Consider the following 12702-nt stretch of genomic DNA (forward strand, 5'->3'; position numbering starts at 1 on the left):
GAACCTATTTTTCACATCTTTTCATCAAGGGACGAGTCAACGTAGTGTATTACCCAGTCGATTAACTCTTCGAAGTCGGCTTCAAGTACAGCCAAATCACCTCGAAGGTGTTCCCAAATACCATTTATTATTTCATCGATCGATTCACAATCTAAATCATCTGGAAGTTTATCCCAGGCTATGTGAATCAAATCATTGAGCGTTTCCGCTACATGTTCTTCTTCCCCTTCCCAATCGCCTACATCTTGTACTGCGAATAGGTAGTCTTGAACATTTAGCAAGTCTTTCATTATAAGCTTGCCTCTAAGCATTTAACTAATGCTTCAAGACCTGCTTGGTCATCAGTATCAAATCGACCAATAGTTGGGCTATCGATATCAAGAACAGCAACTATTTTATCATTTTTCATGATAGGTACAACAATCTCAGAGTTAGACGCTGCATCGCAGGCTATGTGGCCATCAAACGCATGTACATCTTCAATTAGTTGAGTTTCTAACGTTGCTGCAGCCGTACCACACACCCCTTTACCAACAGGGATACGAATACACGCTGGATTACCTTGAAAAGGCCCAAGCACTAATTCACTTGGCGAATCCATAAAGTAAAAGCCCGCCCAATTTACATCTTCTAATGAGGTAAATAATAGCGCACTTACGTTAGCCATATTAGCAATGACATTAGATTCACCAGCAATTAGTGATTCAGTTTGCTTAACTAATGACTGGTAAAAATCGTGCTTTTGCATACCAAACTACTTCTTATTAAACAGACAGTAGCTAAAGGTACTCTTTGTCGTGAAAAATTGAAACCTTTTACAGGCAAAAAAACAGAAATAGCGCCGTTTTTCAGCATGCTTGATTAATATTTCTGCAATTATTTTTTTGATGTTTTACGCAGGCCAAATAAAAATAGTCCTGCGGCAAAAGCGGCCATTACACTATTTATTAAAAATATCTCGCCTGTTGTAGCACTGAGTAAATAACTAAATATTGCACCACCAAGCAGCCCAAGCGTTAATACTCCTGAATAATTCACTTTTGCATACTTAAACATAAGCAAATATCCCGGTACGACAAAAGCGGCCATAGTCAGTCCAACAATATGTGCGTTCGCAATTGCACTCATCAGTAGTTGTAAAAAAATGGTAGCCGCATCGCCATTCATAGTGAGCCCATAATAAAGGCCAAGTAAACTACCAACAATCACAGGGGATAATAAAGAAAGCGCGACACTTTTGGCTAGTTGATGTTTCATATAAGTTCCTAAATACACACTACAAACATTATCTTAAGCATGCACCAAGTTCTTAAGGTTAGAAATAGAGACTATGGTCGTAATTTATGATGGGAAAACAAGCACTCTTTAAACTGCTGTAACTAGGCATTTTAATTTTATAAAAATATACCTTAGCGTTTATAGCAAAGGTATTTAACCCCCTTTGAAAGGTGTGATAATTTGAAGGTTTAATTTATGTTGGGCTGTTTAGTGAATGGTTTAATAAATGGTTTTGCTAACAAAAAACAAACACGCATTGTGCTGCCAGCCTACGCTTACTTTGCGCTGCTTAGCCGCCTATAAGACAAAGTTCACTACCTTATAGGCGCTATCGCCAATAAAACCTAACCTTTAGATTTCAATATTAAATACGTTCTTCAATTAATGACTGATTTACGCATAGCCAGCGTCGTAGGTATACAGCACAGCAAAGCTGCAAAAGTGATGATGTATCGTTAATTGTGTCAAAAGGTTGGAATACAAATAAAACAAACAACGTTATCAATGAGAATCATTGCACGATAAACAATAAGTTTTCTTGAAGGTAAATCATCCTTGAGCCACAACATACTATTTTAATGACCATTTTTAAAATCTAAAAAATAAAAGTAGTACATCAATATGTTAATAGCGGCTAATAGCAAACCGAAATGGGCAAATAAGCGAGGAAGCCTAAGGTGCCTGATAATAAAGCGTAAAAACAAAAAAGCCCGCTAAAAGCGGGCTTTAATATAATGGTGGAGAGATAGGGATTTGAACCCTAGATGGGCTACAAACCCATGCCGGTTTTCAAGACCGGTGCATTCGACCACTCTGCCATCTCTCCGAAAGTGCTATAAATTACAAGTAAGAGTGTACTCATAATTATTGTAATAAGGTGGTGGAGAGATAGGGATTTGAACCCTAGATAGGCTACAAACCTATGCCGGTTTTCAAGACCGGTGCATTCGACCACTCTGCCATCTCTCCGCACGGCCTGCATAATAGGGAAACCCATTGCCTTTGTGAAGCTTTTTTTTAAAAAAATTGTTTAAGTGCTTAAAAAACAATTAATTTGTTTAAAGATGAAACAAATAATTTCTTTTTGATGCTTTAATGAACTTTAATTAAAAAATAACACTCTATTGATCTACAAAGGTTTGCCCAAACATATAAGAGTTGGTAATCTAATTTTAGTTAAATTATCGAAACAAACATGTTTCACTTAAAGGAGCTCTATAATGGCATTTAATCATTCGTACAATACCGCTAAACCGGTAATGTCGACCATTGAAACAAACAAGGTACTTAAAAACACCTATTTCTTACTGGCCATGACATTAGCATTTAGTGCTGTTACGGCGGGTATTTCAATGGCATTACAATTACCTTACTTTATGGGAATTGTGTTCACACTGGTTTCGTTTGGTTTATTATTTGTTGTAAACAAAAAAGCAGACTCAGCCTCAGGCGTGTTTTGGGTGTTTGCTTTTACAGGCTGTATGGGCGCAGGCCTTGGCCCACTACTTAACTATTATGCGGCTATGCCTAATGGCCCTATGCTTATTATGCAGGCGCTTGGTTCTACTGCATTAATATTTTTTGGTCTATCGGCTTATGCATTAAACACTAAAAAAGACTTCTCATTTATGGGTGGTTTTTTAACAGTAGGCTTACTAGTGGTTATTGTTGCAAGCATAGTTAACATCTTCATTGGCAGCTCGCTAATGTTTATGGTGCTTAACGCTGCTGTTGTGTTAATTATGTCTGGCTTAATCTTATTTGATACAAGCCGTATTATTAATGGCGGCGAAACTAACTACATTCGCGCGACGGTCGCTCTATACTTAAACGTATATAACCTATTTACTTCTTTACTGCACCTTCTTGGCGCAAGTGATGACTAATTAAATAGTTCTGTTAAAATAGCCCCTTTATTGGGGCTTTTTTATTGGAATTGTTTTGGCGCGATTTGTTCTTTCTTTACATACTCCTCCTTCAGATCATGACTCAACGCAACGTATTATAAAGTTTGCGAATGCATGTTTAGCACAAGGCCACACCATAGATGCGATATTTTTGTATCAAAATGGGATTTATCACGCATCAGCTCACTTTGAGCTAGCCTCTGACGAACTGCAAATTCCTACGCAATGGCAACAACTTGCAGATAAAAACGTTAACTTAATGCTATGTATTACCGCAGCAGAAAAACGCGGCTTAAACACAAGCCAAACAGGTGTTTTTACTGTAGCCGGGCTTGCAGAATTTGCCATGCTAGCGAGTGATGCAGATAAATGGATACAGTTTAAATGAAAAACGTTTTAGTAATGAGCCAATCCAGCCCCTTTGATGAGCTTAATACCCGCGATGCCCTAGACATGGCACTAATATTTGCCGCAGTTGATCAAAATATTAGCTGGCTATTTAGCGGCCCTGCAGTGCTTGCTTTAAAACATAATCAATCAACACCGCAACTTGGTGTAAAAGATTTTTTTAAAAACATCAAAACGCTTGAAATCTATGAAGTAGAAAACATATATGTATGTGAAAAATCGTTACTCGATTATAACTTAAGCAAATCTCAATTAATTATTGATTCAACCAGCCTCAATTACACTGAGCAACAGCAGCTGATCGGCCAGCAAGACTTTGTGGTGAACCTATGAGTACATTACATATTTTTTCAAAGCCACTGGTTTATTACGACTCTACTCAGCTTGAAAACTTAATTAAAGGCACCGATAAAGTACTCCTTGTTGGTGATGCCTGTTATGCCGCTAAGCAGTATTTTCAATTAAACGATTCGCTATTGTTGCTTTTAGAGGATGCGCAGGCACGCGCAGTTAAACTAAGCCCAGCCCAAACACTTATTAATTACGATGAGTTTGTTGCCCTTACTCTATCTACTAACCAATCTATTACCTGGTAATCCATGCTTGAATTTAATAATCAACAAATCGACACTGATAAACAAGGCTACTTGCTAGATTACACCTTGTGGACAAAAGAGTTAGCCCCCATTATCGCCGAGCAAGAAAACATTATCTTGAGCGAACAACACTGGGAAGTGATTAATTTTGTGCGCAATTTTTACTTAGAATATAACACCAGCCCAGCAATAAGAATGCTTGTTAAAGCCATGGCTAAAGCGCTTGGCGAGGACAAAGGCAATAGTATTTATTTGTATAAATTATTTCCCAAGGGGCCTGCAAAACAAGCCACAAAAATTGCCGGCTTACCCAAGCCCGCTAGGTGTATTTAATGGCGAACAAACCAATGCATAATCGCGCAAGTAAAAGTACCACTAAACGAACCACGGGTAGAACTTACTCACGCAGTGCGCTCACTAAAAAAAGTACAACTTCGCGTGAAATTAAACCCGCTATAGCGCCTAAAGATAGAAAAATTGTTTTATTTAACAAGCCTTACGATGTGCTTTGCCAATTTACAGACGATGCCAATAGAAAAACCTTGGCTGAATTTATTCCCATTAAAGATGTATACGCTGCAGGCAGACTCGACCGAGACAGTGAAGGCTTGTTACTTTTAACAAACTGCGGAAAGCTTCAAAATACCCTTACCGCACCGAATAAAAAAACCAATAAAACCTATTGGGTGCAAGTTGAAGGCGAGCCTAGTGAAGAGGCCATTAATGCCCTGTGTAAAGGTGTTGAACTAAAAGATGGGATGACCTTACCTGCAAACGTAAAAATTATTGACGAGCCAAAGCTTTGGCCTCGCGTGCCGCCGGTAAGAGAGCGAAAGTCGATTCCTACAACGTGGTTAAGTATTACAATTAATGAAGGACGTAATAGGCAAGTTCGCCGTATGACCGCCCATGTTGGGCACCCTACATTAAGGCTTATTCGCTACAGTATTGGCAATTACACGCTAGATGGCATAAGCAGCGCACAGTACAGTGTTATAAAAGGTGAGGTAAATGCATAAACCCCATGTAACGGTGGCTGCTGTAGTAAAAAAAGGAGAGCATTTTTTACTGGTAAAAGAGCGAGATAAATTTACTTCTAATATTTGTTATAACCAACCTGCCGGCCATTTAGAACTAAACGAAACACTGGCTCAAGCAGCCAGCAGAGAGCTTTTTGAAGAAACAGGTTTGTCCCTAACGCCCACGGGTTTAATCGGTATTTATAACTTACATGCGGCTAATGGGGTGCATTACTTACGCTTTTGTTTTATGTTTGATGGCACTCAAATCACCAGCGAGCCCTGCCCAAAAGATGCAGATATAATTAGTGCCAACTGGCACAGTTTAGAAGACATAAAAGCACTGCCTCTAAGAAGCCATTTAGTTTTAAAATGTATTGAAGACAGCCTAAACCGCCCTATTCAAGACGTAGACTTTATTTACGACGATAATTAAACATCTGCGCTTTATATAATTCTCAAAGCTATATAAATAGTCCAAGGCTATAAATTAACTTAATGCTAAACAATTTCGTCCTTGCCTTTTTGAATAATAAAGTGCGCTGTCGGCGGCCTTAATAAACTCTTTTTGATCGCAACTATCATCTTTATTAATTGCGTGAATACCCATGCTCAAGGTTAAGTAGCCGGTAAAGCTGTCTTCATGAGGGATGTGCAGCTCTTCAATTGCCTTTTGAATATGCTCAGCAATAAATAAGGCCCCTTGTTTATCGGTTTGAGGCAGCAATACAACAAATTCTTCTCCGCCATAACGCGCCACAAAGTCCTCGGTGCGGCTTACCGTACACGCTATTGCTTGCGCCACGTTATACAAACATAAATCACCTTCAACATGCCCGTAGCGGTCGTTAAATAGTTTAAAGTGATCAATATCGATTAAAATAATTGCCAAATCGTCACCACACTCAACGGCTTTTTCGAACTCTTTACTTAGCTTTTCATCAAAACGACGTCTATTTGCTATTTGTGTTAGCGAATCTAAAAATGCCATGTCGCGTAAAATATTTTGATCTTCTAAACGCTTAGTCGCATCATTAAATACAGCAATATATTCATCGCCCAAATTGATTCCAGATACTTCCATAGTAATTGTATTACCGTTTTTACAAGTAACATGGTAATCATGCGCGGGGATGTCTTGTCCTGTTTCATTGCCAATTTCTAACGCCGATTGCCAGGTTTTTTTCACGGACTCTCGATAGTGAGGATCTGGGTATGCATTAACCCACCACTGCTCTAAGTTAGGTAAGTCATCAACGGTATAACCAAATACATCTATAAAGCGCTGATTAACTCTAATAATATCACCGGTTTTGGCACACACATTAGAGATAGGCATAGGCAAAATAGTAAATAAATGGGCGTAGTGGCTCATCTCGTGGCGCTTCATAGGATGATGCATTTTTTTAGAAAGGAAACTGTATGGCACATCTTCTTTTTCGTGAGAAAGCGAATGCTCCATAGTTAATACAAAGTACCACTCGTTCCACCATTTTTGTGTTGTTTCAATTAACGCCACTTCAGATTGGTTAATTAAATCTAAAGATGCGGTAACTGAATCAAAAATAGCATCAACGGGACTAGTCTGTTGAGAGTCTACGGGTACGCTGTGTTTAAATATTTCATGAAAAAGTTTGTAGGCAGATTGCTTAAACTCACTCGTCGGGTTTTCAAGTAACTGCTTTACATGAAAGCTTGAGTTAGTCGTATAAAACGTAATTAGGGTCGTAAGTTTTTTTACCTGAAAGGCGTAATTCATATATTCATTCCGTTGAAAATATTAAGGCAATAAAATGCAAATTTAATACAAAAATCTTGCCTGTTCCTTAATTGTACAACAAACACAAGGTAATACAGACGCTATTATTATGCGCTCAGTCAATAATGGCACCGAAATATCTTTTTACAATGGCTTATTTAAATTTTTCATCATTTTTTATGTTAAATGCGTTTCAGTCTTATTTGCTATTTATTATATGAATAAAATAACTACAAAATCGTGTATTTGCACCACTCCTCCCTTTAAGCAAAAACAAAATGCGTGCTATAATCGCGGCCTTTCCAAGTTAACAGCAATCTGTATAAGCGAAATTATTCATGAGCGAAAATAGTCACATTAAAGTCATCGTTGGTATGTCCGGCGGTGTTGATTCTTCTGTATCTGCATATTTATTACAACAACAGGGCTACCAAGTAGAAGGCCTGTTTATGAAGAACTGGGAAGAAGACGACAATGACGAATACTGTGCAGCCGCTGAAGATTTAAAAGATGCACAAGCAGTGTGTGACAAATTAGGCATCGAGCTTCATACCGTTAACTTTGCAGCCGAATACTGGGATAACGTTTTTGAGTACTTTTTAGAAGAGTACAAAGCGGGCCGTACGCCAAACCCAGATATTATGTGTAACAAAGAAATTAAATTTAAAGCATTTTTAGAATTTGCAGCACAAGCACTTGGCGCCGATTATATTGCAACAGGCCATTATGTTCGTCGTGAACTACGAGACGACAAATACGTTATGTGCCGAGGCTTAGACGATAACAAAGATCAAAGCTATTTCTTATATACCTTAAGCCATGAACACATAGGCCAAACGCTTTTCCCAGTAGGCGATATAGCTAAACCAGACGTACGCCGTATTGCAGAAGAGCAAGACTTAATCACCCATGACAAAAAAGACAGCACCGGTATTTGTTTTATTGGTGAGCGTAAATTTAAAGACTTTTTACAAAAGTTTTTACCTGCTCAACCAGGTGTGATTGAAGATACTGACGGCAACAACGTTGGTGAGCACGAAGGACTTATGTATCATACACTTGGCCAACGTAAAGGCTTGTTAATTGGTGGCATGAAAGAAGGCTCTGGCGAGCCATGGTACGTGGTAGATAAAGACGTTGAGCGCAATGTGCTCGTTGTAGGACAAGGTAAAGACCACCCTCGCCTATACAGCAATGGCCTAAACGCCAATCAATTACATTGGGTAGACCGTGTTGGTCCTCAAGGTACAACGCGCTGCACCGTTAAAACCCGTTACCGCCAAGAAGATATTAATTGTACTCTTCTCGTTGGAGAAGATGGTATGGCACGCGTATTGTTTGATGAACCACAAAAAGCCGTTACACCGGGTCAATCAGCTGTATTTTATGCCGATGATGTGTGTTTAGGTGGCGGTATTATAGATTCGGTGATTAAGTAATGAATCAACACCAAGTCATGGCGCTTGCCGCCATGTGCCAAGTGGCTAAACAAGTACAAAAAATTGCGCAATACGGCAGCGCAAACGATTCAGACTTAGACGTGCTATTTACAAGTATTGTACAAACATCACCCGCATCGCCGGTTGATGTTTATCAAGGTACGCATAACTTGCGCGACGGCTATAAAACATTAATGGCGCAGCTTACTGCTGGCGCTCAAAAAGATGTTGAAATAGTTAAGTACGTAGGTGGTTTAATGCAGCTTGAACGTATTTTAAATAACGAGCCAAAAAGCTTAGCTGAACTTGGCCGTCGTATCGACGACATTCATCGTCGCTTAGATCACTTTGCCATAACCGATGACACCGTAGTTGCCGGTTTAGCAGATATATACTCGTCGGTGCTGAGCCCCCTTGGGCACCGAATTCAGGTTTATGGTAAACCCGAGTTATTAAAACAGCAGCAAACGCAAAATAAAATTCGTGCCCTTTTATTAGCAGGAATTCGCAGTGCTGTATTATGGCGACAAATGGGCGGTAAACGCCGTCACTTTTTCTTTGCAAAAAGAAAAATTCTCGCTATTGCAAAAACAAACATTTAATTATCGTTCAAAACTAAAATTTAGGAGTTATTATGGAGCTTTCAGCGTTAACCGCTATCTCTCCAGTGGATGGTCGCTACGGCAGCAAAACCACTGAACTACGCAGTATTTTCAGCGAATTTGGCTTAATCAAATACCGCGTAACCGTTGAAGTGCGTTGGTTGCAAGCCTTAGCTGCAGCAAGCGATATTAAAGAAGTACCTGCATTTAGCGAACAAGCCAATGCACTTTTAAATGCCATAGTTGATAATTTCAGCGAAGCAGACGCACAGCGTGTTAAAGACATTGAACGCACCACAAACCACGATGTTAAAGCGGTAGAATATTTACTAAAAGAAAAAGTAGCCGATAACAGCGAAATTAACGCTATTAACGAGTTCATCCATTTTGCCTGTACATCAGAAGATATTAATAACCTATCTCATGGTTTAATGCTAAGCGAAGCTCGTGATAATGTGCTCCTTCCATACTGCGACCAACTACTTAACGCTATAAAAGAAAAAGCCATTGAGTACAAAGCAGTACCTATGATGACGCGTACCCACGGCCAACCAGCTACGCCTTCAACAATGGGTAAAGAGTTTGCTAACGTATACATGCGTTTAAAACGCCAGCGCGACCAAATCGCACAGGTAGAAATGCTAGGTAAAATTAACGGTGCTGTAGGTAACTACAATGCTCACCTGAGTGCTTACCCAGATTACGATTGGCATACCCACGCAAGCAACTTTGTAACTAGCCTTGGTTTAACCTTTAACCCGTTCACTACACAAATAGAGCCGCATGACTACATTGCCGAGCTATTTGATGCTATTGCTCGCTTTAACACTATTTTACTTGATTTTGATCGTGACGTTTGGGGTTACATTGCCCTTAACCACTTTAAGCAAAAAACCATTGCTGGCGAAATCGGCTCTTCAACAATGCCGCATAAAGTAAACCCTATCGACTTTGAAAACTCAGAAGGTAACCTAGGTTTAGCAAATGCTATATTTGCTCACCTTGCACAAAAACTGCCTGTTTCTCGTTGGCAGCGTGACCTTACCGACTCAACCGTTTTACGTAACTTAGGTGTGGGTATGGGCTACACGCTTATTGCGTATCAATCTACACTTAAAGGCGTAAGCAAACTTGAAGTAAATGAGCAACGTTTACTTGATGAGCTTGATCAAAACTGGGAATTACTTGCTGAGCCAATTCAAACAGTTATGCGTAAATACGGTATTGAAAAACCATACGAAAAACTTAAAGATTTAACGCGTGGCAAACGTGTAAATCAAGAGATTATGGCCGACTTTATCGATGGTTTAGACCTGCCAGAGCACGCTAAAGTAGAAATGAAAACACTAACACCTGCCAACTACATTGGCCGCGCTGTTGAGTTTATTGACGATTTAGTTTAAATACTAAATTGCGCATATAAAAAGCGAAAGGATAATCCCTTTCGCTTTTTTTGTACTAAAAATTATAGGCCAACTCTATGTACCAATTAAAAATAAACGACCTCTGTGAGCAAGAATTTTTAAACCAATACTGGCAAAAAAAACCGCTATTAATTAAACAAGGCTTTACAGACTTTCAAGACCCAATAGAGGCAGAAGAGCTTGCCGGTCTTGCTATGGAAGAAAGTATAGAGTCGCGAATTGTTACCAACCACAATAACGATTGGCAAGCATACCAAGGCCCATTTGAAGACTTTGAAAAATTAACTGAGCAACACGCTACTTTATTGGTACAAGCGGTTGATCATTGGCATAGCGATGCAGCACAACTGCTTCACCCATTTAGGTTTATACCTAACTGGCGAATAGATGATTTAATGATCAGCTACTCAACCCCTAAAGGCGGCGTAGGTCCGCACCTAGATCAGTACGATGTATTTATTATTCAAGGCCAGGGTAAGCGTCATTGGCGTGTTGGCCTGCCTGATCCCACACTTAAACAATTTGCGCAAAATAAAAAACTACTGCAAGTTGAGCAATTTGAAGCCGTTATAGATTGTATTTTAGAGCCCGGCGATATTTTATACATACCACCTGGGTGCCCTCACGAAGGCTATGCAATAGAAAACGCCCTTAACTACTCGGTTGGATTTAGAGCGCCTAATCAACAAGACTTATTTTCTAGCTTTGCCGATCATGTTATTGATACCGACAGCGGCCAAAAACGCTATACCGATCATACTTTAGCCCTTAGGGACTCTAAAGGTGAGCTTTTACAGAGCGAAACCGATAAAGTTAAAACCCTTATGCAAGCGCTACTTAATAACGATGAGCTATTTAAGCATTGGCTTGGTAATACCTTAAGCCAAGCCAAGCACGAAATGGACTTAGCACCACTTGAAGAGCCTATAACCTGCGAGCAAATGAGTGATTTAATAACAAATAATGCAGAAGAGTTTGAGCGTTTAGGCGGCGTACGTGCTATCTATCAGCAGCTAGAAGACGCCCTATTATTAAGTATTAATGGCGAAAACTACCCTTTACCACTTTGCGACTTAAATGCCGTTACACTATTAACAGATCATGATTATGTTAATACCGACGATTTAAATGCAGCGCAGCCCAGCCTAGTTTTTATTCAAACCTTTACTACACTAGTTAATGAGGGGATGTGGTTTAATTAGAGGTGCGCTATGGGCTATCAAATTAATAAGGTCGAGTGGGATAGGCAAAAAGACCAGCTACAACAAATACGTGAAAAAGTATTTGTGTATGAGCTACACATACCCAAACGAATAGAATTTGATAGCCAAGACAAACTAGCACACCATGTGCTAGTTACTCACAATAGTAACTCACCCGTAGCCACAGGTAGGCTGTGTACAGATGGCTTAATAGGCCGAATAGCCGTTTTACCCGCACACCGTAATCGCCACGTTTATACTTCATTACTTACTTTTATTGTTAATCTTGCCGCTAACGATGGGCACCAAGTTATTAGTATTAATTGTATTTTAAACGAAGTTGAGCGCTTTAAACGAAACGGCTTTATACAACAAGGCGGTGTTTTTATGGAAGCAGGTATACCTAGGCAGCGAATGCAATGCCAAGTGTCTGAGTTTGTTACTAAACCATTTACATTAGTACATTAAAAAAGGGCCGTTAATAGCCCTTTTTTACGTTTATACAAGCGATACCTTATTTTGGTTCATTAGCCCAAAGTTGCTCGTTTTCATGCATTTCGTATAAGCCGTGAGCACGGTTTATAAGTAAGTTAGCAAAGTCGACTTGGGTTTTATCGCGTGCGCCAACACTCATTATTTGATCTGCTTTTAACTGCCATTGTAATGAAAAATAACGCATAGCATCGCGCGCATCTTTTGCTGCACTTACTTCTGCATGATCAGTAGGTAAGCGCCCTGTTATTACCCAGTAGCTCTTACCGTTTTGCGCTTTAAATTTCCACATAGCACACAATGGCGCTAAAAAGCGGCTGTCTTTGTCTATTACTGATTTAGGCATAATGCCTTTTTCTGCTAAGTATTTTTGGGCGTTTTGAAAACACTCGCGTTGCCAAGCAACCCGTTGTTGCTCTATTTGTGCTTGCTCTTGCGCTGTTAATGGTTTTTTTTCTTCTTGCTGCATTTTATTAACCTTTACTGCTTTTTTTCTACACTCTAAGTGCATAACAAATAAGGTGCAAGCATAAAACACCTGCTTTGCACCTTAAATACACCATTTGATTTGTTTTT

At 39.5% G+C, this 12702-nt stretch carries 17 protein-coding genes and 2 tRNA genes; 12 read left to right on the forward strand and 7 right to left on the reverse strand.

From position 1 onward, the window contains the following. Positions 1 to 11: 11 nt before the first annotated feature. The 5 genes from VOI46_RS08605 to VOI46_RS08625 all read right to left on the reverse strand — a co-directional run bounded on the left by VOI46_RS08605 (position 12) and on the right by VOI46_RS08625 (position 2247). Positions 12 to 290, reverse strand: a complete 279-nt coding sequence (locus VOI46_RS08605) for a hypothetical protein (RefSeq protein ID WP_004586713.1) — start codon at positions 288 to 290, stop codon at positions 12 to 14. Continuing rightward, on the reverse strand, positions 290 to 748 hold the full coding sequence (locus VOI46_RS08610) for a GAF domain-containing protein (protein ID WP_004586714.1): 459 nt from the start codon (positions 746 to 748) through the stop codon (positions 290 to 292). Before VOI46_RS08610 ends, VOI46_RS08605 begins: the two co-directional genes overlap by 1 nt. Positions 749 to 876: 128 nt before the next feature. Next, positions 877 to 1257, reverse strand: a complete 381-nt coding sequence (locus VOI46_RS08615) for a hypothetical protein (protein ID WP_004586715.1) — start codon at positions 1255 to 1257, stop codon at positions 877 to 879. Between the two features lie 756 nt (positions 1258 to 2013). Continuing rightward, positions 2014 to 2104, reverse strand: a tRNA-Ser gene (locus VOI46_RS08620). A gap of 52 nt (positions 2105 to 2156) precedes the next feature. Beyond that, positions 2157 to 2247, reverse strand: a tRNA-Ser gene (locus tag VOI46_RS08625). A 251-nt stretch (positions 2248 to 2498) separates the two neighbouring features. On the opposite strand from VOI46_RS08625, the gene VOI46_RS08630 reads away from it, so the two are divergent. The 7 genes from VOI46_RS08630 to VOI46_RS08660 are packed head-to-tail and all read left to right on the forward strand — an operon-like array spanning position 2499 to position 5644. After that, the gene (locus VOI46_RS08630; protein ID WP_004586716.1) at positions 2499 to 3164 is read left to right on the forward strand and encodes a Bax inhibitor-1/YccA family protein; all 666 of its coding nucleotides are present in this window, start codon (positions 2499 to 2501) and stop codon (positions 3162 to 3164) included. A 55-nt stretch (positions 3165 to 3219) separates the two neighbouring features. Continuing rightward, positions 3220 to 3573: a sulfurtransferase complex subunit TusD gene (gene tusD, locus VOI46_RS08635; protein ID WP_004586717.1), complete on the forward strand. Its 354-nt coding sequence runs from the start codon at positions 3220 to 3222 to the stop codon at positions 3571 to 3573. Then, entirely contained in the window at positions 3570 to 3926 is a 357-nt protein-coding gene (tusC, locus tag VOI46_RS08640; protein ID WP_004586718.1) for a sulfurtransferase complex subunit TusC, read from the forward strand. The genes tusD and tusC overlap by 4 nt, the downstream gene beginning before the upstream one ends. After that, complete coding sequence (locus tag VOI46_RS08645) at positions 3923 to 4189, forward strand: DsrH/TusB family sulfur metabolism protein (protein ID WP_004586719.1); 267 nt, start codon at positions 3923 to 3925, stop codon at positions 4187 to 4189. The genes tusC and VOI46_RS08645 overlap by 4 nt, the downstream gene beginning before the upstream one ends. 3 nt (positions 4190 to 4192) lie before the next feature. Then, positions 4193 to 4522 (forward strand): TusE/DsrC/DsvC family sulfur relay protein, encoded by a 330-nt coding sequence (locus VOI46_RS08650; protein WP_004586720.1) that lies wholly within the window; start codon positions 4193 to 4195, stop codon positions 4520 to 4522. Continuing rightward, complete coding sequence (locus VOI46_RS08655; protein ID WP_004586721.1) at positions 4522 to 5208, forward strand: pseudouridine synthase; 687 nt, start codon at positions 4522 to 4524, stop codon at positions 5206 to 5208. Before VOI46_RS08650 ends, VOI46_RS08655 begins: the two co-directional genes overlap by 1 nt. Next, the gene (locus VOI46_RS08660; protein ID WP_004586722.1) at positions 5201 to 5644 is read left to right on the forward strand and encodes an NUDIX domain-containing protein; all 444 of its coding nucleotides are present in this window, start codon (positions 5201 to 5203) and stop codon (positions 5642 to 5644) included. Before VOI46_RS08655 ends, VOI46_RS08660 begins: the two co-directional genes overlap by 8 nt. A gap of 54 nt (positions 5645 to 5698) precedes the next feature. Here VOI46_RS08660 and VOI46_RS08665 read toward each other — a convergent pair whose 3' ends face one another. Next, positions 5699 to 6967, reverse strand: a complete 1269-nt coding sequence (locus tag VOI46_RS08665) for a sensor domain-containing diguanylate cyclase (RefSeq protein WP_004586723.1) — start codon at positions 6965 to 6967, stop codon at positions 5699 to 5701. Between the two features lie 338 nt (positions 6968 to 7305). On the opposite strand from VOI46_RS08665, the gene mnmA reads away from it, so the two are divergent. The 5 genes from mnmA to VOI46_RS08690 all read left to right on the forward strand — a co-directional run bounded on the left by mnmA (position 7306) and on the right by VOI46_RS08690 (position 12102). Further along, positions 7306 to 8406 (forward strand): tRNA 2-thiouridine(34) synthase MnmA, encoded by a 1101-nt coding sequence (mnmA, locus tag VOI46_RS08670; protein ID WP_004586724.1) that lies wholly within the window; start codon positions 7306 to 7308, stop codon positions 8404 to 8406. Beyond that, positions 8406 to 9008, forward strand: a complete 603-nt coding sequence (hflD, locus tag VOI46_RS08675; RefSeq protein ID WP_004586725.1) for a high frequency lysogenization protein HflD — start codon at positions 8406 to 8408, stop codon at positions 9006 to 9008. Before mnmA ends, hflD begins: the two co-directional genes overlap by 1 nt. A 32-nt stretch (positions 9009 to 9040) precedes the next feature. Further along, a complete protein-coding gene (purB, locus tag VOI46_RS08680; protein ID WP_004586726.1) occupies positions 9041 to 10411 on the forward strand; it encodes an adenylosuccinate lyase in 1371 nt (456 codons plus the stop codon). Between the two features lie 77 nt (positions 10412 to 10488). Continuing rightward, positions 10489 to 11634 carry a cupin domain-containing protein gene (locus VOI46_RS08685; RefSeq protein WP_004586727.1) on the forward strand — a complete coding sequence of 382 codons (1146 nt, stop codon included), beginning with the start codon at positions 10489 to 10491 and terminating at the stop codon, positions 11632 to 11634. Positions 11635 to 11643: 9 nt separating this feature from the next. Further along, positions 11644 to 12102, forward strand: a complete 459-nt coding sequence (locus VOI46_RS08690) for a GNAT family N-acetyltransferase (protein WP_004586728.1) — start codon at positions 11644 to 11646, stop codon at positions 12100 to 12102. A gap of 46 nt (positions 12103 to 12148) precedes the next feature. Here VOI46_RS08690 and VOI46_RS08695 read toward each other — a convergent pair whose 3' ends face one another. Next, positions 12149 to 12595, reverse strand: a complete 447-nt coding sequence (locus tag VOI46_RS08695; RefSeq protein WP_029772653.1) for a DUF4826 family protein — start codon at positions 12593 to 12595, stop codon at positions 12149 to 12151. Between the last annotated feature and the right edge of the window lie 107 nt (positions 12596 to 12702).

Source organism: Pseudoalteromonas sp. CuT4-3 (assembly GCF_035666335.1).
GTDB classification, from domain to species: domain Bacteria; phylum Pseudomonadota; class Gammaproteobacteria; order Enterobacterales; family Alteromonadaceae; genus Pseudoalteromonas; species Pseudoalteromonas atlantica.